18 protein-coding genes are annotated in these 18,236 nt (G+C 56.4%); 5 read left to right on the top strand and 13 right to left on the bottom strand.

Going from position 1 to position 18,236, the window contains the following annotated elements; translation table 11 throughout:
* Positions 1-4: 4 nt before the first annotated feature.
* On the top strand, positions 5-340 hold the full coding sequence (locus tag M4NBBH2_RS12015; RefSeq protein WP_269148214.1) for an FKBP-type peptidyl-prolyl cis-trans isomerase: 336 nt from the start codon (positions 5-7) through the stop codon (positions 338-340).
* On the opposite strand, the gene M4NBBH2_RS04245 is transcribed toward M4NBBH2_RS12015, so the two are convergent.
* The 7 genes from M4NBBH2_RS04245 to M4NBBH2_RS04275 form a co-directional block, all read right to left on the bottom strand.
* Complete coding sequence (locus M4NBBH2_RS04245) at positions 327-956, bottom strand: Maf family protein (protein ID WP_116269842.1); 630 nt, start codon at positions 954-956, stop codon at positions 327-329. The genes M4NBBH2_RS12015 and M4NBBH2_RS04245 overlap by 14 nt on opposite strands.
* 3 nt (positions 957-959) lie before the next feature.
* Positions 960-1,427: a 23S rRNA (pseudouridine(1915)-N(3))-methyltransferase RlmH gene (gene rlmH / locus M4NBBH2_RS04250; RefSeq protein ID WP_116269843.1), complete on the bottom strand. Its 468-nt coding sequence runs from the start codon at positions 1,425-1,427 to the stop codon at positions 960-962.
* A 12-nt stretch (positions 1,428-1,439) separates the two neighbouring features.
* The gene (rsfS, locus tag M4NBBH2_RS04255) at positions 1,440-1,823 is read right to left on the bottom strand and encodes a ribosome silencing factor (RefSeq protein WP_116269844.1); all 384 of its coding nucleotides are present in this window, start codon (positions 1,821-1,823) and stop codon (positions 1,440-1,442) included.
* Positions 1,824-1,828: 5 nt separating this feature from the next.
* On the bottom strand, positions 1,829-2,512 hold the full coding sequence (gene nadD / locus M4NBBH2_RS04260; protein ID WP_116269845.1) for a nicotinate (nicotinamide) nucleotide adenylyltransferase: 684 nt from the start codon (positions 2,510-2,512) through the stop codon (positions 1,829-1,831).
* Positions 2,509-3,150: a hypothetical protein gene (locus M4NBBH2_RS04265; protein ID WP_116269846.1), complete on the bottom strand. Its 642-nt coding sequence runs from the start codon at positions 3,148-3,150 to the stop codon at positions 2,509-2,511. The genes nadD and M4NBBH2_RS04265 overlap by 4 nt, the downstream gene beginning before the upstream one ends.
* A 149-nt stretch (positions 3,151-3,299) precedes the next feature.
* Positions 3,300-4,586, bottom strand: a complete 1,287-nt coding sequence (purD, locus tag M4NBBH2_RS04270; protein ID WP_116269847.1) for a phosphoribosylamine--glycine ligase — start codon at positions 4,584-4,586, stop codon at positions 3,300-3,302.
* Positions 4,587-4,734: 148 nt separating this feature from the next.
* Entirely contained in the window at positions 4,735-5,484 is a 750-nt protein-coding gene (locus tag M4NBBH2_RS04275; RefSeq protein ID WP_116269848.1) for a YebC/PmpR family DNA-binding transcriptional regulator, read from the bottom strand.
* A gap of 406 nt (positions 5,485-5,890) precedes the next feature.
* Here M4NBBH2_RS04275 and M4NBBH2_RS04280 point away from each other — a divergent pair, with 406 nt between their 5' ends.
* From M4NBBH2_RS04280 to larB, 3 genes are all read left to right on the top strand, one after another.
* Positions 5,891-6,619, top strand: coding sequence for a LuxR C-terminal-related transcriptional regulator (locus tag M4NBBH2_RS04280; RefSeq protein WP_116269849.1), 729 nt, complete (start codon positions 5,891-5,893; stop codon positions 6,617-6,619).
* 81 nt (positions 6,620-6,700) lie between these two features.
* On the top strand, positions 6,701-7,984 hold the full coding sequence (locus M4NBBH2_RS04285) for a nickel-dependent lactate racemase family protein (protein ID WP_116269850.1): 1,284 nt from the start codon (positions 6,701-6,703) through the stop codon (positions 7,982-7,984).
* A 67-nt stretch (positions 7,985-8,051) separates the two neighbouring features.
* Positions 8,052-8,714: a nickel pincer cofactor biosynthesis protein LarB gene (larB, locus tag M4NBBH2_RS04290; protein WP_116269851.1), complete on the top strand. Its 663-nt coding sequence runs from the start codon at positions 8,052-8,054 to the stop codon at positions 8,712-8,714.
* A gap of 62 nt (positions 8,715-8,776) precedes the next feature.
* Here the strand turns inward: larB and larC are convergent, their stop codons facing one another.
* The 4 genes from larC to upp all read right to left on the bottom strand — a co-directional run bounded on the left by larC (position 8,777) and on the right by upp (position 13,702).
* Entirely contained in the window at positions 8,777-10,009 is a 1,233-nt protein-coding gene (gene larC / locus M4NBBH2_RS04295; RefSeq protein WP_116269852.1) for a nickel pincer cofactor biosynthesis protein LarC, read from the bottom strand.
* A gap of 158 nt (positions 10,010-10,167) precedes the next feature.
* Positions 10,168-11,520, bottom strand: coding sequence for an anaerobic C4-dicarboxylate transporter (locus M4NBBH2_RS04300; RefSeq protein WP_116269853.1), 1,353 nt, complete (start codon positions 11,518-11,520; stop codon positions 10,168-10,170).
* Positions 11,521-11,999: 479 nt separating this feature from the next.
* On the bottom strand, positions 12,000-12,797 hold the full coding sequence (locus tag M4NBBH2_RS04305) for a succinate dehydrogenase/fumarate reductase transmembrane subunit (RefSeq protein WP_116269854.1): 798 nt from the start codon (positions 12,795-12,797) through the stop codon (positions 12,000-12,002).
* Positions 12,798-13,051: 254 nt separating this feature from the next.
* A complete protein-coding gene (gene upp / locus M4NBBH2_RS04310) occupies positions 13,052-13,702 on the bottom strand; it encodes a uracil phosphoribosyltransferase (RefSeq protein WP_022443208.1) in 651 nt (216 codons plus the stop codon).
* A gap of 169 nt (positions 13,703-13,871) precedes the next feature.
* On the opposite strand from upp, the gene M4NBBH2_RS04315 reads away from it, so the two are divergent.
* Complete coding sequence (locus M4NBBH2_RS04315; RefSeq protein WP_116269855.1) at positions 13,872-14,369, top strand: DUF1049 domain-containing protein; 498 nt, start codon at positions 13,872-13,874, stop codon at positions 14,367-14,369.
* A gap of 86 nt (positions 14,370-14,455) precedes the next feature.
* On the opposite strand, the gene M4NBBH2_RS04320 is transcribed toward M4NBBH2_RS04315, so the two are convergent.
* Both M4NBBH2_RS04320 and pepN read right to left on the bottom strand, forming a co-directional pair.
* A complete protein-coding gene (locus M4NBBH2_RS04320; protein WP_116269856.1) occupies positions 14,456-15,472 on the bottom strand; it encodes a class 1 fructose-bisphosphatase in 1,017 nt (338 codons plus the stop codon).
* 43 nt (positions 15,473-15,515) lie between these two features.
* Positions 15,516-18,167 (bottom strand): aminopeptidase N, encoded by a 2,652-nt coding sequence (pepN, locus tag M4NBBH2_RS04325; RefSeq protein WP_116269857.1) that lies wholly within the window; start codon positions 18,165-18,167, stop codon positions 15,516-15,518.
* Between the last annotated feature and the right edge of the window lie 69 nt (positions 18,168-18,236).

The raw sequence follows: 18,236 nt of genomic DNA on the forward strand, positions 1-18,236 counted from the left end.
CGATCTGGAGATTGAGGAGCTCGAGGCCGGCACCGGGGCGGAGGCTGTGCCCGGGGACACGGTTTCCGTGCACTACACGGGATGGCTTGAGGACGGAACGAAGTTTGACTCGAGCCTTGACCGCGGTGAACCGATTGAATTCCCGCTTGGCGTTGGCTACGTGATTCCGGGCTGGGATCAGGGTCTTGTCGGCATGAAGGAAGGCGGCCGCCGCCGTCTGACGATTCCTTCCCACCTTGCCTATGGCGCAAACGGCGCCGGCGGCGTGATTCCGCCGTTCGCGACGCTCGTCTTTGAAGTGAACCTCGTCCGGGTTCAGAAGGCGGCTACGGAGCCGTAAGTGATTCGAGCCCCCGGCCGAAATGGCTGAGCAGTTCAACCGTTTCGAAAACGGGTAGCCCGACAATGCCTGAGTAGGAGCCTTCAATATGCGTGATGAAGGCTCCTGCCAGCCCCTGCACGGCATAGCCGCCGGCCTTGTCATAAGGCTCATCGGTGCCGGCGTAAAGCTTCATCATCGAGTCCGTCATCGTGCAGAACGTGACGCGGGACTCGGAAATCACGGTTTCCAGATTCTCTTCCGTCGTGCCGACAGCGACCGCAGTGCGGACGACATGCGTTTTTCCCGAGAGCAGCTCAAGGAACCGGAGCTCTTCCTCAACGGACTGAGGTTTTCTCAGAATGGTTTCACCGAAAACCACTGTCGTGTCAGCTGATACGACAGGCAGCACTTCCAGTTTTTTTTCCTCAATCATCCGGATAGCACCGAGCGCCTTTTCACGGGCGGTTCTCAGCACGTAGCTGCGGGCCGATTCCCCCGGACGGCGTTCCTCATCAGTCTGAGGGGCAGATGCCGGAGAGGCTTCCGGCGCGAGAAGGCAGATCTCGTACCCGAGCCCGGCGAGAATTTCGCGCCGGCGGGGGCTCTTGCTCGCCAGATAGATTCTTGATGTCATGCTTTAGGCCCTGTGGTAGGGGTGATTATTCAGAATCGACCAGGCGCGGTAGATCTGCTCCGAGAGAATAACGCGGGCGAGGGCGTGCGGCAGCGTCATGGAGGAGAGGCGGATCATCATGCGGCTTTCCTGCTTAAGCGCAGGATCAATGCCGTCAGTACCGCCGATCACGAAGGCAACGGATTCACCGCTGTCCTGCCAGGCGCTCAGCTTCTTCGCAAATTCGACTGTCGTCAGATCCTTGCCCCGTTCGTCCAGCGTGACGAGGAGTGATCCCTTCGGGATGGCCTTGCGGATACGGTCAGCCTCAGCGGCCATCAGGTCGCTTTTGCTCTGCCCATGCCGGGGTTCTTCCTTGACGGTTTTCAGTTCAACCTTCCAGTCCCGGGGAAAGCGGGTGAGGTAATCCTCAACCGCCGTGGAAGCCCAGGCCGGGGACCGGAGGTCGACAGCCACAATGGTGATTTTCACGGGTATCCCCCGTCAGGCCTTTTCAGTCTTGCGGACCGGGAGGGCGTATTCGGGATCAATCTTCATGTTGACCCGCTTGGCGCCCCAGACTTCTTCGAGGTTGTAGTATTCGCGGATCTGAGGCTGCATCACGTGAACGATGGCGTCGCCGCAGTCGACGAGCACCCATTCACCGGATTCCTTGCCTTCAAAACCGATCACGCTGCCGCCGGCAGCCTTGACCTTTTCTTTGACGTTTTCCGCAAGCGCCACGGTGTGACGGTTCGAAGTTCCGGAGGCGAAGACGGCGCGCGAGAACTGATCGGTCAGTTTTTCCGTGTTGAACACGACGATGTCCTTGCCTTTGATCTCAACGAGGGCGTCGACGATAATGCGCTGAAGCTTTCTGATATCCATAAAAGTTAATGCTTGGGGCGATAAAGCCCGTGTTGGTTGATGTAAAGAGCTACCCCGTGCGGGAGCCAACTCTCAAGTTTAATTGCATTTTGCAGTGAGGCGGGCTCTGCAAGAAGCTTTCGGATCTCGGAGGAATTCGCTTCATGCGGCGCCATCTGAAAGAAGCAGACGGAGCCTGAGGGCGAAGCCGTGATGAGATCGGGCGGCACTGTTTTTCCCTCAGCCCAGGAGGTGATTTCCTGAGGAACTGAGAGACGCTTCTTTCCGCGGTTGAAAACCGCGAGGTTCGCGTAGTCCGTGAGTGCCTGCCAGGATTTCCAGGTTTTCAGATTGGCCCACTGATCCTGCCCCATCAGAAGCACGAGAGGAACAGGGTTGCCGCCCAGCTTCTCCCGGAGCGCCTTCAGGGTGTCAATCGTATAGGTCAGACCGGGGCGGAAAACTTCCGTGAGATTCAGTTTCAGACGGGGATTCCCCCGGATAGCCTGCTCGATCATCCGTGCCCGGTCCGTGACGGACGTGAGTACGCTCTTCTGCCACGGGCGGGGGGCAAGGAGAAAATCAATCTGCTGAAGCTTCAGCTGCTCTAGCGCCGAAGCGGCGAGAGCAAGATGCCCCTGATGGATCGGATCAAATGTACCGCCGAGAAGGCCGATGCCTTTTCTTGCCTCAAAGGCGTCCTGGCTCATGGATTGGTGGCCTGGCTTGAAAACAGCCGGGAAACCCGTCCTTTCTCCAGCTGTACGCCTGTCCAGTTCATCTGTTCGCGGCTGTTGCTGAATTCCTCGATGGTCTTGCTCGTGGACCAGAAGTACCAGTCATCGTCTGCCGCGTAGGTGGGCTGGCCGAACTTGGCGAGTACCTGATTCCAGGTCATGCCGGGCGTGATGCCGCCGATGGAGACATTCTTTTCAGAACCCTTCAGCAGATGGCACGTGCCTTTGCCGCGCGGACTGAGACCATTTGACGCCATCTGAGCCTCAGTAACAGCGGGAGAACCGGTTGCAATCAGCCAGATTGAAAAATCATCGCTCCCGCTTCCCGTCGTGAGACAGGTCCAGTCGCGGGTGTAGTCGCCGTCTCCCTCACGCATCAGCGAAAAGTGAAGCTTCTTCGCCAGATCCCGGATGGGGGTGGATTCGAGCGTAACTTCCTCGGACCCGATCCGGATGCCCTGAGTAACCGGTTTGCCTTCAACAGGACGCCCGGCCACCAGGCTTTCGGGATAAGCGAAAGGCTCGGCAACGGAAGACGCGTAAGCGGCGGTTTGCAGACCCGCCGTGACCACTGCGCCAATAAGGAGCTTGAAAGATGAAAGTGTTTTCATAATGTGCGGAAAGGCGCGGAAACGGCGCGCCTCTTGTCACAGAAAGTACCACAAAAGCCGGGATGAGAGGCAGTGAGTCGGATGAAAATCCCCAAAAAGCAGGAAGGCTTTTTGGGGAGCTGCGACAGAACCCGGCTGAGCGGAAAAACTTACTTGATCGCTCTCCAGCCGATATCCGTGCGGTACTGCATACCCTGCCAGCTCACCTTGCGCACGGCTTCGTACGCGCGGGCCTGGGCTTCGCGAATGCCGTCACCCAGCCCGACCACGCAGAGCACGCGGCCGCCGTTCACGATCATGCGGTGCTCCGCGTCCCAGGCCGTACCGGCATGGAAGACGTGATGCGTTTCGTCATTCTCAGGGAGAGACGTGATCACGGCGCCTTTCTTCGGGCTTTCCGGATAGCCTTCGGCAGCGCAGACCACACCGAGCGCCACGCGGGAATCCCATTCGATCTTGGCCTGATCAAGGCGGCCGTCGATCGCGGCTTCAAACACGTCAGAGAGATCGCTCTTCACGCGGCTCATAATCGGCTGCGTTTCCGGGTCGCCCATGCGGCAGTTGAATTCAAGCACCTTGACGACAGGCGTGCCGTCAGCCGCGTGGCTGATCATGAGGCCGGCGTAAAGGAAGCCCGTGAACGGATGACCTTCAGAAGCCATTCCATCGATCACCGGGCGAATCACCTTTTCCATCACGATCTGATAGACATCAGGCGTCACCACGGGGGCGGGGGAGTAGGCACCCATGCCGCCGGTGTTCGGTCCCTTGTCGTGGTCAAGCAGACGCTTGTGGTCCTGGGAGGTTGCCATCGGAATCACATGCTCACCGTCGCAGGCGACGATGAAGGAGGCTTCCTCGCCATCGAGGAAGTCTTCGATAACCACGCGAGAGCCGGCGGAGCCGAAGCTGTTGCCTTCCAGCATGTCATCGACAGCCTTCAGAGCTTCTTCAACCGTCATTGCCACGATCACGCCCTTGCCGGCGGCAAGACCGTCAGCCTTGACGACGATCGGAGCGCCGTGCTGAAGGATGTACTCGCGGGCGGCCTTGTCATCGGTAAAGGTTTGATACTCAGCCGTCGGAATACCGTGGCGCTTCATGAAGGCCTTTGCGAAATCCTTGGAGGACTCAAGCTGCGCGGCAGCCTGTGTCGGCCCGAAGATCTTTTCGCCGCCCTTGCGGAAGACGTCCACGATGCCCGCGGCAAGCGGTGCCTCGGGGCCGACCACGGTGTAGTCGACGCCGTTTTCGCGCACGAATTTCAGGAGGCCTTCAAGATCCGTCGCCTTGACGGGAACGTTCGTGAGGAGAGGATCCGCATCGGTCCCAGCGTTGCCGGGGGCAACGTAAACCGTCTGAACATGTTCGCTTTGAGCGATACGCCAGGCAAGAGCATGCTCGCGACCGCCGCTGCCGACAACCAAAACTTTCATAGAGAACTCCATAGTGCGCTCATGCTATAGATGAGCGTGGAAAATAGCGCCAAATATAAAAAACGGCCGTGTTGAAGAACACGGCCATGTGAATCCTGAGCAGAAGGGCGGTCCGGCAGGCCGAACCGCGGGAGCGCCCTGATTGCTCTTACTCTTCGTCTTCCGGAAGGTCGAGTTCGGCGGAGCAGTAAACCTGGCTCACGTCGTCGTTGTCTTCCAGTTCGTCGATGATGCGCTGCATCTTTTCAGCATCTTCGCCGGAGAGAACCGTCTTGTTGACCGGCTTCATCGTGATTTCAGCGTAGATGGGGGTCATGCCGGCATCTTCCAGAGCCTTCTGCACGGCTTCGAATTCCTGGATCGTGGGGGGCGTCACGATTTCGATCGTGCCGTCTTCATTTGCCACGACGTCCTCGGCACCCGCTTCCAGACCGACTTCCATCGCCTTGTCTTCATCGGCGCCCGAGGGCAGCACGATCAGGCCGCAGTGCTTGAACATGAAGGCCACAGAGCCTTCAGTGCCGAGCGAACCGCCGTTCGAGGTAAGGATGTGACGGACATCAGACACCGTACGGACCTTGTTATCCGTCGTGCAGTCGATGATGAGGGCCGCGCCGGAAACGCCGTAGCCTTCATAGCGGACTTCTTCGTAGCTCACGCCTTCCAGCTGGCCGGTGCCCTTCAGAATGGCGTTCTTGATCGTGTCCTTCGGGACATTGGCACCGCGGGCCTTGACGAGGGCGAGGCGGAGCTTCGGGTTCATGTCGGGATCACCGCCGCCGCCAGTGCGGGCCGCGATGATGATTTCACGGACGATCTTCGTCCACATATTGGAGCGCTTCGCATCCTGACGACCCTTGCGGTGTTGGATGTTGGCCCATTTTGAATGACCGGACATGCTAGTACCTTAATGAATGTTCAGATAAAACCTCATCAACGGCGCCTGACGGTGCTGAAGATGAACAGAAAGTCAAAAGTGTCTGTATTCTAATCATCCCGACGGGGGGATAGGAAACAGAATAGGAAAAACTGAGGATTATTCCTGAGGAGATAGTTTAAAAGCACTCTGAAAGCGGTTCCAGAGGCTTTTGGTGCCGGGCGTCTACCCGAGAAGGGATAGAAAAATATCAGAATTTACCCTGAATATCTATCAAAATGAGTACAGCAATACGCTGTATCTAACACTCCTTGTTGAGAAAAGTTCATAATCCTTTTGTAGTATTGTGAGTACCCTTCCTGACCATGGATTCCGAGCTCCTGTGGAGGCGGGTGAGGATCCATGCGTAGGTAAATAAGAGGACAAAATGGTCGAAGAACACGGGCAGAGGACGCTGTTGATCGTGGATGAAAGCCCCATTTTTCGTCAGGCCCTGGCTCAGCTTCTGAAGCAGAAAGGGGTGTTTACTGACGTTGTGGAGACAGGTTCTGTATCCGAGGCAGAGTCGGATATTTCCACTCAGGACTTCACCATGGTGATTATTGATCTCGCGCTTCCTGACCATAAGGCGCTGGAGATTCTTCGCCAGGTGAAGGAGCAGAAGAAAGCCTGCAAAGGCGTGATTCTCCTGCAGGGAGCTCATAACGACGAACTGATGGCGGCGATCCGCCTCGAGGCAGATGGATTCCTGACAAAGAACCACATGCCTGATGACATGGTGACCATGATCCGCCGCGTGCTGCAGGGCGAGATGGTGATCAGTGACAGTCTGACGAATGTGCTCGCGCTGACGCTCAGAAACGGGAACGAAGAAGAGGAGCGGAATGTTGACTGCCTCACCTCCCGCGAGCAGGAAGTGCTGAGCTATATCGCCTCGGGCATGAGCAACAAGTCGATCGCGGCCCGTCTCTCCATTACCGATGGCACGGTCAAGGTGCATGTGAAACATATGCTGAAGAAGCTTGGCTTCCGCTCACGCGTTGAAGCCGCTGTCTGGGCGAGCGAGCGGGGTTTCAAGAGCCCTGACGAACCTGCAGCGGATTCGGCCGCTTCCTCTCAGCAGACCGATCTTCCTACCCGGGTGCATTTCGCCTGACAGACCGCTGCGGAAACAGCGCTTCTGAACAGAACATTTACTCGCAGTTTTTCTTTCCTTCTGAAGAAAGTTGAGGTTCAAATGGCAATTCGTAGCTATGACTTCGCCTATGGGCGTGGCCGCAAGCAGTTCTCTCTGGATGACTCGCTCGTCCTGAAGGAGATCCGTACTGAGGATTTCGCTCCGATGACGGATATCAAAGGCGGGGTGCTTGAAGCCATCCGCCATCCGATCGGATGCCCGCCGCTGGATGAAATCGTAAAGCCGGGGCAGACGGTCGCCTTCATCTGCAACGACCTCACGCGCGTTGCGAATTCGTACGACTTCATGCCGGTGTTCCTTGATGAAATGAACCGGCTTGGTGTTCCGGACGAAAACATGAAGATCGTGTTCTCGCTCGGCACTCACCGCAATATGACGCATGACGAAATGGTTGAAGCCGTGGGGGCGGAAGTCGCTTCCCGCGTGAAGATGATCAATTCGGACTGCCATGTGGATCAGGACTTCCTCTATTTTGGTCAGACCTCCCGCGGCACGCCTGTGCTGATCAATAAGAATATCTGTGACGTGGATCATGTCATTCTGACCGGCACGATTGTCTATCACTATTTCTCTGGTTACGGCGGAGGACGCAAGGCCGTTCTTCCGGGCTGCGCCGCGATGGAAACCGTGCGCAAGAATCACAGCTTCATGCTGGATCCCCATGCGGGCCTCGGCAAGACGGTGGGCAACCCTGTTTACGAAGACCAGATGGAAGGTGTGGCTCGCTTTGCAAAGGGCCGCTCGCTCTTCCTCTTCAACGCGGTGCTGAACGCCAAACATCAGTTCCTGAAGATGTTTGCCGGTGACTATGTGAAAGCCCATCAGGTGGCCTGTGAGTTCGTTGACAAGGTTTACGGCGAAGTGATCAATCAGAAGGCGGATCTTGTGATTGCCTCCTGCGGCGGCTGGCCGAAAGATATCAACGTCTACCAGATGCAGAAGACGATGGATAACGCCTCTCTCGCGGTGCGGGACGGCGGCGTTGTGGTTCTGCTTGCTGACTGCGAGGAAGGCAGCGGCTCTCAGGTGCTGGAAGAAACCTGCCGCCGTCTGGGCTCCCCGGACGCGATTGAAGCGGAGCTGGAGCATAACTTTGTGATCGGCGCGAACAAAGCCTATGCCGTGACCCGGAATATGAAGCATGCGAAGTTCATTCTGGTGACGAGCCTGGATCGCAAGATGGCGAAGGAAATGCTCTTCACGGGCGCAGTCGACACCGTTGAGGAAGCGCTCGAAATGGCGAAGACCTACGTGGGCGATCATCCGAAGATCATTCTGATGCCGGAAGGCAGCCTCACGGTGCCCCGTCTTCAGGAAGCATAATTAACCAGGCATAAAACCTGCTCTGACCCCATGTCGGTGCTCCGCCATGGGGTCTTATTTTTAAGCGATGAGTGAAAGAATTCTGTTTGATGAGGCCCGCGACGCGCGGATTGGCCTGCCGGAGGCGGTGTTCAGTGAGGGGAAGGATCCCGAGAGCCTGAAGGAGCTGTTGCTGAGGTTCCGGCGAGGATGCGGGCATCCGATTCTTTTTACGAGACTGAGTATCAAAGCCCTGGAAGCTCTTCCCGAAGATGTCCGTGAGGGATACAGCTACGACCCGATTTCCCGTACGGCGTATGGCGAAAAGCTGCCGGAGAGAGGGGAAGGTTACGGCTCAGTTGCTATTGTCACGGCCGGGACCTCTGACGCTTTTGTCTCGCATGAAGCCGGACGCACGCTTGAGTATCTCGGGGTAAGGCACGAATACTTTGAGGACTGCGGCGTGGCGGGGCTCTGGAGGCTCGAGAAACGTCTTCCCGAGATCAACCGCCATAGTGTTGTGATTGTCTGTGCGGGGCTGGACGCTGCGATCGCGAGCGTTCTCGGCGGCCTGACAGGAAGGCCGCTGATTGCGGTGCCCACTTCCGTAGGGTATGGGGCCGCGAGTGGCGGCGAAACGGCGCTTCACTCAATGCTCTGCTCCTGCGCGCCGGGCGTGGCCGTGATGAATATTGATAACGGCTATGGAGCTGCCTGCGCGGCGGTCCGGATTCTGAATTCCCGCGCTTAACCGATCAAAACCCCGCAGCTCTGGTTGATCTGCGGGGTTTATCTTTGCGATGATGAGGCGGATTACTTTTCTTTATCCGCCTTCAGGAGTTCGCGGACTTCCCGAAGCGAAACCCCCAGGCGCCGGGCGGCCGCCGCAAGATCGTCAAACTCAGGCTTCGCTCTGGAAACCCCCATGCCGGAAGCCTGCTTCAGGCGGATCGCTCCAGCCGGGGTGGACACCTCTGAGAAACTCCGTTTCAGCATGACACGGTGACGGATCTCAAAGCGGATCCCGAGCGTGGATGTGTGACGGAAGAAGAGTGACTGGATCCGGTCGAGATCCTCCGCGTGGCAAAGGCAGGAGAGCATTGTGGCAGCCCTCCCTTTCTTCATGATGATCGGAGTGAGCCAGGCGTCAAGCGCGCCGTTCTCGAGCAGGATATCCCGTGCGAAGCTCAGATCCTCAGCCGTCATGTCATCAATATTGGCGGACAGCTCAGCGACGTCGTCCGTGACAGCGTTTCCCGTTTCGGAGGATTCTCCAAGAAGGGATCGCAGGCAGTTAGGTTCCGGGAACTCTTTCGCTCCAATGCCGCATCCGCTTGCAATCGGAGTCATCGCCGGCATAGCGCCGAATTCATCCGCGAAATAGGAGATCAGGGCGGCACCGGTAGGCGTGCAGAGCTCCCCGGGGAACTTGCTCCCATAAGACGGGATCCCTTCAAGCAGCTTCGCGGTGGCAGGTGTCGGGATGGGGAGGAAACCGTGACTGGTGTACGTCAGACCGCTTCCCACACAGACCGGGGAACAGACGATTTTGTCAGCCCCCAGCATCCGGATCAGGAGACAGACGGACACGATGTCACTGATCGCGTCCTTCATACCGACTTCGTGAAAGTGAATTTCTCCCGGCGCGGCACCGTGAGCCGAGGCTTCTGCCTCAGCAATCCTCTGATAGACCGCAGCGGCGTCCTTCCGTACGTCCTCCGGAACACGCAGCTTATCAATAATCGACAGCACATCAGCAAGCGACGAATGGCTGTGATGGTGATGATGGTGGTGATCCTCTTCAGCGTGATGAACCGGCGGGTGAGCAAGAAGTGTTTCTTCCTCAACGCCGTTGATCACGACATGGGCGTGAAGGCCCGCCATTCCCTTTGAGGCTGATCTGACGAGCGTTGTTTTTACGCCATCAAGCCCCGTTCCATTGATGGTATCCAGATAAACATTCGGATCCGGGAGGAGTGATGCGAGGCTTGCGGTCAGCATATCGCCCGCCGCTCCCATGTTGCATTGCAGATAGAGGATTTTCATAGACAGCAGGATATTCGGTTTTATGGATGAATCATTATCAGCTGAATCAGAAATACAGCTGACACCGGGCAAACAAATAGGACTCCCGAAGGAGCCCTACTGTGTCTTAATTTCTCTCAGTTTTTATGTTTTGATGCAGCAAGATGAGCCGCTGTGAATTAGAGCCAGCCGTAGAGGTAACCAAGGATGGCACCGACAACAGTAGCGGTGATCACGCCAATCAGACCCGGAAGAATGAAGGAGTGATTGATCACGAACTTGCCGATGTGGGTCGTACCGGAGCGGTCGAACTGCAGAGCAGCCAGGTCAGACGGGTAGGTCGGCAGGATGTAGTAACCGTAGCAGGCGGAGATCATGGAGACTGCGATGCCGGTCGGAACACCGACTTGAACAGCGACAGGCAGAATGATGGCCACAGCAGCGGCCTGAGAGTTCACGAACTTGGACACGACCAGCAGCACCACGGCGTAGAGCCAGGGGTAGGACGTGACAGCGCCCGTCAGAGCAACCTTCAGTTCAGGCAGGTGAGCCTGGAAGAGGGAGTCAGACATCCACGCCACGCCGTACACGGCAGCGATAGCGACAGCGCCAGCGCGGAACACGGAGCTCTTGCCAACGTCAGCAGCGCGGGTGCGGCAGAAGATCACCATCAGAGCGCCGGCAGTCAGCATCATCATCTGAATGATGAGCGTCATGGACATAGCCTTGCCGCCGAACACCGGACGGAGACCCTTGGTAGCACCGAAGACAGCCACGATTGCCACGCACCCGAGGAAGATCCAGAGGGCAGCCCACTGAGACTTGGCAAACTTCTTGCCGAGCAGCGTGGTGGAGTCGCCGTAGACGTACTCTTTCTGCTCCGGATCGGAGATCAGCTTCTGGAATTCCGGATCCTTGTCCAGATCCTTGCCGCGGAACACGGAGTAGGTGGCTTCAGCGAACACACCGATGAAACCAGCCGGGATCGTGACGGACAGAATCGTCAGAAGGTTGACAGCCTGGCCGTTCGGCAGAGTGTGACCGTCAAGAATTGCGACGGCAGACACCAGAGCGACGGAAGCAGGAGAGCAGATGATGCCCATCTGAGCAGCGATCGTCGAAGCGGCCATCGGGCGCTCCGGACGGATGCCGGTCTTGATAGCCACGTCATAAATAATCGGCAGCAGGGTGTAAACCGTGTGGCCGGTACCGCACAGAATCGTGAGGATCCAGGCGCAGTACGGAGCGATGTACACCACGAGACGCGGATGGGAACGAAGAGCCTTTTCAGCGATCTGCAGCAGGCAGTCAAGACCGCCGGAAGCCTGCAGCGTAGCGGAACCCATGATCACGGCCAGAATGGTCAGAATCACGTCAACCGGGGGCTTGCCAGGCTTCACATGGAAGCAGAACACCAGTACGATCAGACCGATACCGGAGATCAGGCCGAGAGCCATACCGCCCTTTCTTGCACCGTAGAACAAGCAGATCAGTACGACTAGAAGTTCAATCCAGAATATTGTTGGAATCATTTTTCTCTCTCTACTCCGAGAAGAATAAGACGGTGTTAGTTTCTCATAAGGAGGTAGTACTAGGTAGGAAAAAAGGACTAATTCTTGATTTAGGACGATATGTAAAGATAGCTATTTTTTATCGGGTTGACTTGGTACTAATGAATTCAGGAAAAATGCTTAGATAGATTTTATATATCCGAACATATAAAGAAACCCGGAAATCGGGCATGTCGGAGGGTGATATCTTGCATTCATGAAGCACTGATTGCATAGAATCCGGCGAAACATGCTGTTTTCCACGGTGTATTCACCTGATGGAGGAGATGATCAGGGGCTTTTCCGGATGAGTACCTATAAAGAGTAAACATTTTGGGCGCATTTCAGAGAGCGGTCTGAAGCCGTGGTTCAGCCCCATTTTTCATTCCCGGCATAAAAAAAGCCCCGCATTTCTGCGGGGCTTTTCTCTGGTTCCGGTCGTCAGACCGGAGTGAGCGGAATTACTCGTTCACATCGTACCAGGGATGCTGAGGCACATAGCGTTCAGCCGGGGTTCCAAGTTTCACCTGGTCAGCGCCGATGCTGTAGTACTTCAGGGCGGTGGCGGCACCGCAGAGGATCATCAGAACTGTGATCACGATCATGGCCTTGCGGAGACCTTCACGTTCGCCGCTCCAGATGCCCCACTTCACGAGCACGCGGTACAGACCGATCAGGCCGTGCGTTTCAGCGGCAACGAGGAAGATGAAGGTGTAGAGCAGGCCGTCATGATAGGCATGCACGCCGGAAAGGTTGGGGCCGATGCCGGACGGATTGGTCAGCATGGAGATCACGTGCGGGAAGACGCAGATCAGCAGCACGACGGCGGTCACGATCTGGATAGCCCAGAGGGTGGTGTCGGTGTGGTGGATCAGGCGGACATGGTTCTTCATGTCGCGGCACTGATGATAGCTGCTCGGGAAGCGGCGCAGAGCGCAGAGACCGTGGATGCAGATGAGGAGCGTGATCAGGCCGACAAAGATCACGTGAGCCCATTCATGGGGATGGCCGCCGATAAAGGTGAGGCCGGAGGTCGCCACCAGGTTCCAGAACAGATCCTTGGAGATCTGGATGGAGCTCGTGAATGCCATGTGGCAGAAAAGGAAAATGGCCAGCAGACCACCGGTCACAGACTGGGCGACATCGCACCAGGCCGTCCACTTGGAGCGGCGGGGCATGTCCTTATCGTTGATGGCACCCTTGATGTTTTCATCCAGCGTCGGCGTATGGGCGCGGAGGATATTGTCTGGGAGTTGCATGGAACAGGTCTCCAAAATTGCAGTGTGTCGCCGTTTATTGACCGGCGTAAGTATTTTTTCTAGCAGACCATACTACTTTTGTCTGATGGCCTACATTGTGCTCTCCGCCACCGGAAGTGAATTTAACCTATATCAATAAATAAGCCCTATTAAGGAAGATAAAAGGTCAAAAAATAAGGGCTAACCCTTAAATAAAACCTGATTTATCAGGTTTTATAGAGGTTAACCCTTAAATTTAGCGAAAAACTTAAAGATCAGAGCGTGCCGAAAATTCTGTCGCCGGCATCGCCAAGGCCCGGAACGATATAGGCATTCTTATCCAGCTTTTCATCCACCGACGCGACATAGAGGTCGATATTCGGGTGAGCCTTGAAGAAAACTTCAACGCCTTCAGGAGCAGCAACGAGAGCGAGGAACTTGATGTTATCTTCCATGGCGCCGCGCTTCAGAAGCACATTGACAGCGTGCACGGAGGAGTTTCCGGTGGCGAGCATCGGATCCACAATGATGCAGCGACGGTTCTTCAGTTCCGGAGGCATACGGACCAGGTACTCGACCGGCTGCTTGTTTTCGTCGCGGTAGAGACCGATATGGCCGACACGGGCGGAAGGCATCAGAGCGAGGAGACCGTCAGACATGCCGAGGCCGGCGCGGAGCACGGGAACAATCACATCCTTCTTGCCGGCGATCACGGGGGCGCGCATCGGAGCGACAGGAGTTTCGATACGGCGGGTCGTGAGGGGGGTGTCGCGGGTGAGCTCATAGCCCATCAGCATCGTGATTTCCTTCAGAAGGATACGGAAATCCTTGGTAGAACACGATTTTTCCCGCATAAGGGTGAGCTTATGCTGCACGAGCGGATGATCAACAATGTGAAGGTGGGGATAGCGGGGATCGGTTTTCAAGGGAGACTCCAGATAAAAACGATGATTAACCGGGTAATTTTAATACCATGCATGAATTCGGAATCTGCATAAGTTTTCGGCAACAGATGTGGCTTTGCTATAGGATTGAATTATGAGCTGTCTCAAAGCGCGGAATTCGTGAGCAAATCCGCGGTGAAAGGAGAAAAAAATGACATTTCGATCCATGGGTGTTCTGATCGTTTTCCTGGTGTCGCTGCTGTTCGTCGTGGTCAACTGGGGCCCGATCATGACGCCGATGCCTATCAGCTTCATTCTCTTCACCGTCAATGCGCCGCTGGGGCTCTTCCTGATCGTGGGCGGAGCACTGGTTTTCGTGGTTTGTCTCCTCTGGATGCTCTGGAAACAGGCGACAACGCTGGTCGACCTGCAGAAGGCAAACCGCGAAGCGAGAACCGCCCGCGCCGCGGCTGAGACCGCTGAAGGCTCCCGGATCGTGAAATTTGAAGAGGGGCTTGATGAGCGCTTTGTCCGGTTTGAAAAAGATCTGCTTGAAAAGGTGGCCGGTGAGCTGAAGGCGAGCCGTGAGTCAGACGAAGCCGTGAAGAAGGATCTGCAGCAGACAATCGAGCAGATGAAGCAGAGTCTTGATGCTTCAGTGAAGGCTCTGAAGGAAGTCGAGGAACAGACCAATCAGAGACTGATCTGACACGGTTGGATTCGGAAAACTGAAAGCCCCGCAGAATCTTTTGATTCCGCGGGGCTTTTGCTCGTCAGGGAGTGTGGTTTCCGGAATTACTCCGTGAGACCGGATTCCTGATGCAGACGGGTGATGTAATCCACTTCTTCAGCGGCGCCAAGGAACACGGCGACACGCTGGTGGATCTTCTCAGGCTGAATTTCCATGATGCGGCGGAAACCGTTGGTAGCCTTGCCGCCAGCCTGTTCAATCAGGAAAGACATCGGGTTCGCTTCGTACATCAGACGGAGCTTGCCGGGGCGATCCGGATTCTTATCGTCCTTCGGGTAGGTGAAGAAACCGCCGCGGCACAGAATACGGTGGACTTCGGCCACAAAGCAGGCAATCCAGCGCATGTTGTAGTTCTTGCCGCGGGGGCCCTTCTTGCCATCAAGCAGTTCGCCGACGTACTGCTGCACGGGCTTCAGCCAGTGACGCTGATTGGAGCAGTTGATAGCGAATTCCGCTGTTTCGGCGGCGATGCGGATGTTTTCTTTCGTGAGGTAGAAAACACCGGTCGAAGGATCAAGCGTAAAGGCAGAAACACCGTGACCCAGTGTGAAAACGAGCTGGGTCTGCGTGCCGTAGAGCGCGTAACCAGCGGCAGCCTGGTTGATGCCAGGCTGCATGAAGTCAGCCTCCGTGATGTCGCGCTTCTTGCCGCCCGGGCAGGGAAGAACCGAGAAAATAGTGCCGATCGGGGCATCGATATCAATGTTGCTCGAGCCATCGAGCGGATCGAAAAGGATCAGGTAGGGACCGACAGCATATTCGTCTGAGACGCGGAGGACTTCCGTCATCTCCTCGCTCGCGAGGCCGGAGAGCATGCCGCAGGGCTCATTCGCCGTGCACATGATCTCGTTGCTGATCACGTCGAGTTTTTTCTGGTCCTCACCCTGAACGTTTTCCGTTCCGGCCAGACCCAGAACGCCGGCAAGCGCTCCCTGGGAGACTTTCCCGCGGATATTCTTCGCCGCGTCAGCGACGGAGAGCAGCAGCGTGGTGAGCTCGTGGGGAACGCTGTTCTCGCGCTCTTCGCGGGCGAGATACTGATGAAGAGTCATCAGAGCCATGTTTGAACTACTCCTTAAGTAATCAGTTCTGAAAAAGACGGTATCAATCGGTGAGACCAAGAGACTTGTCGAGGATTTCCTGGACGCCGACCGGAAGTCCGGGAATGTGCTTCGCTTCGTTAAGAACCCTGTACATCATTTGAGCGCGGTCCGGGGTGTAGCGCTTCCAGTGATCAAGTGTCCGGGCAACACGTGCAGCGACATACTCGTTGACAGAGCAGAGCTCCCTCAGAATCTGCAGCCAGAACTCGTAGCCTTTGCCGTCTTTGCGGTGGAACTCCGGCTCGTTGTTGCAGAAGGCAAGAATAAGCGCATAGACGTTATTCGGGTTCTTGATGGAGAACGCTCCGCAGTCCATCAGCTGGCGGACACGGGTAAGCGTGTCGGCTTCGCCAGGCTGTGTGCCGGCAGAGGCCTGGACCGTAAGCCACTTGTTGATAAGGATCGGGTTGCCCTGCCACTCTTTGGCGGCCTCAACCAGCATGTTGGTCTTTGCGGGGCTTGCCGAATTCACGACACTGGTGAGAGCGGCAAGCTTATCCGTCAGATTGTTGGCCTTCTCAAACTGGCCGCGAAGCGCGATCAGCGCCTTCGGATTGCCGCCCGTGATCAGGTAGTCATAGGCCAGGTTCTTCAGCGAACGGCGGCCGGCGGACTCAGAGTCCGGAGAGTAGTCACCGGGGGTCTCGTAGGATTCAGCCAGCTTGAAGAGAAGCGAGGAATAGCGGCGGCCGATCGCGGCCTTCAGCTCAGTACGGGCTTTGCGGATCGCATCCGGATCAATAACCGCGCGGGGCTCGCCGATGAGGTTTTCGGCGGGAAGCTGCAGCGTGATGGCACGGAAGGCCGGGGTGAGCGTCTCATCGGTCAGGATCTGCTCAAACGAGGAGAGCAGATTGTGATCGGCTTCAGGCTTTCCGCCCATTTCGATCACATCTGTCATGTCCTCAAGAACGCCGAGCATCAGGCGATTCATGGCATCCCAGCGGTTGAACGGATCCGCGTCATTGCGGGCGAGGAACGCCAGTTCATCGCGCGTATAGGCGTAGTCGAGGATCACTGGCGCAGAGAAATCGCGGAGAAGTGAAGGCACCGGGCGGGATCCGACGTTCACAAACGTCCACTCGTTCTCCTCATCCTTCAGTTCAAGGACACGTGTTGTGCCGAGAGGCGCGGTTTCACCCTCAAGCTGCAGAGGAATGTCATGCCCTTCGGAATCCACGAGCCCGACTGCGATCGGAATGACAAACGGATGCTTCACAGGCTGCCCCGGCGTGGCAGGAGTGCTCTGGCTCGCAACAATCGTATAGGTGCTCGCTTCCGGATCCCAGTAGGTCTTTACCTGAACCCGGGGCGTACCGGCCTGGCTGTACCAGAGGAAGAACTGTTTCAGATCGCGGCCATTCGCTTCGGCCATGGCGTTGATGAAGTCTTCGCAGGTGGCTGCACGGCCGTCGTTCCGCTCAATGTAGAGAGACAGGCCCTTCTTAAAGCCCTCTTTCCCGAGCATGGTCTGAAGCATGCGGTAGATTTCCGCACCCTTCTCATACACGGTCATCGTGTAGAAATTGTTGATCTGACGGTAGCTTTCCGGCCGGATCGGATGAGCCATCGGACCCGCATCTTCAGGGAACTGACGCGAGCGGAGGGCGCGGACATCCATAATGCGCTTGATGACAGCGGACTTACCGAGCATATCGCGCGAGAACTCCTGATCGCGGAAGACGGTGAGGCCTTCCTTCAGCGTGAGCTGGAACCAGTCTCTCAGAGTGACCCGGTCGCCCGTCCAGTTATGGAAGTATTCGTGACCGACAACGGATTCAATATTGAAGTAATCGAGGTCCGTCGCCATCTTCGGTGTCGCGAGCACATAGCGCGTATTGAAGATGTTCAGGCCCTTATTCTCCATGGCTCCGAAATTGAAGTCGTCGGTAGCGACAAGCATGAAGCGGTCCAGGTCATACTCGAGTCCCCAGCGGGTTTCATCCCAGTGGATGGCTCGCTTGATGCACTCCATTGTGTGCTCAGTCTTATCAGCATTCTGAGGCTCAACCCAGACCTGAAGCAGGCAGTCCTTGCCGTTTGCGAGCTTATAGACTTCCTCACGCTTCACCAGCTTTCCGGCGACAAGCGCGAAGAGGTAGCAGGGCTTGAGAGAGGGATCTTCCCAGATGGCGAAGTGCCGTCCGTTATCCAGATCTCCCTGCTCAATGAGGTTGCCGTTTGAGAGAAGGATCGGATACTGCTCTTTGTCAGCCCGGATTTCAACATGGAATCGGGTCAGCATGTCCGGGTGATCCGGGAAATAGGTGATCCGGCGGAAGCCTTCCGATTCGCACTGGGACATGAAGTTCCCGTTGGACATATAGATGCCCGAGAGCAGTGTGTTGGCCTGCGGATGGAACTTGTTATAGATAGTGATCGTGGTCTTCTGGCGGATACCACGGATGATGAGAGCCTCGGGTGTAACCGTATAGCGTTCCGTGGAGAGCGGGCTGCCGTTCTCAAAAACGGAAGCAAGCTCGAGTTCGCTTCCGTTCAGCACCAGATCGTGGTCTGAATCCGTGAGCGGCTCAATGCGCATCGTGTTGTAAACCGTCGTGGTGACGGGGTCCAGATTGAAAACCAAGTTGATGTTTTCCACGCGGAAGGCGGGTTCCTGGTAATCAAGCCGGTTAATGACGGCAGAACTCATATCAACAAACTCCATCAGAAAAGCCAATGAGCCACATTGTAAATGGGATGCAGACGCTTGAAAGGCCAG

It is taken from the genome of Mesosutterella multiformis, assembly GCF_003402575.1.
In the GTDB taxonomy this organism is placed as follows: Bacteria; Pseudomonadota; Gammaproteobacteria; order Burkholderiales; family Burkholderiaceae_F; genus Mesosutterella; species Mesosutterella multiformis.

What these genes read in the sequence shown, in the direction of transcription:
- M4NBBH2_RS04245 (WP_116269842.1), bottom strand. Translation starts at nt 956, where the DNA reads ATGACATCAAGAATCTATCTGGCGAGCAAGAGCCCCCGCCGGCGCGAA.
- rsfS (WP_116269844.1), bottom strand. Translation starts at nt 1,823, where the DNA reads ATGGATATCAGAAAGCTTCAGCGCATTATCGTCGACGCCCTCGTTGAG.
- nadD (WP_116269845.1), bottom strand. Translation starts at nt 2,512, where the DNA reads ATGAGCCAGGACGCCTTTGAGGCAAGAAAAGGCATCGGCCTTCTCGGC.
- M4NBBH2_RS04265 (WP_116269846.1), bottom strand. Translation starts at nt 3,150, where the DNA reads ATGAAAACACTTTCATCTTTCAAGCTCCTTATTGGCGCAGTGGTCACG.
- purD (WP_116269847.1), bottom strand. Translation starts at nt 4,586, where the DNA reads ATGAAAGTTTTGGTTGTCGGCAGCGGCGGTCGCGAGCATGCTCTTGCC.
- M4NBBH2_RS04275 (WP_116269848.1), bottom strand. Translation starts at nt 5,484, where the DNA reads ATGTCCGGTCATTCAAAATGGGCCAACATCCAACACCGCAAGGGTCGT.
- M4NBBH2_RS04280 (WP_116269849.1), top strand. Translation starts at nt 5,891, where the DNA reads ATGGTCGAAGAACACGGGCAGAGGACGCTGTTGATCGTGGATGAAAGC.
- M4NBBH2_RS04285 (WP_116269850.1), top strand. Translation starts at nt 6,701, where the DNA reads ATGGCAATTCGTAGCTATGACTTCGCCTATGGGCGTGGCCGCAAGCAG.
- larB (WP_116269851.1), top strand. Translation starts at nt 8,052, where the DNA reads ATGAGTGAAAGAATTCTGTTTGATGAGGCCCGCGACGCGCGGATTGGC.
- larC (WP_116269852.1), bottom strand. Translation starts at nt 10,009, where the DNA reads ATGAAAATCCTCTATCTGCAATGCAACATGGGAGCGGCGGGCGATATG.
- M4NBBH2_RS04300 (WP_116269853.1), bottom strand. Translation starts at nt 11,520, where the DNA reads ATGATTCCAACAATATTCTGGATTGAACTTCTAGTCGTACTGATCTGC.
- M4NBBH2_RS04305 (WP_116269854.1), bottom strand. Translation starts at nt 12,797, where the DNA reads ATGCAACTCCCAGACAATATCCTCCGCGCCCATACGCCGACGCTGGAT.
- M4NBBH2_RS04315 (WP_116269855.1), top strand. Translation starts at nt 13,872, where the DNA reads ATGACATTTCGATCCATGGGTGTTCTGATCGTTTTCCTGGTGTCGCTG.
- M4NBBH2_RS04320 (WP_116269856.1), bottom strand. Translation starts at nt 15,472, where the DNA reads ATGGCTCTGATGACTCTTCATCAGTATCTCGCCCGCGAAGAGCGCGAG.
- pepN (WP_116269857.1), bottom strand. Translation starts at nt 18,167, where the DNA reads ATGAGTTCTGCCGTCATTAACCGGCTTGATTACCAGGAACCCGCCTTC.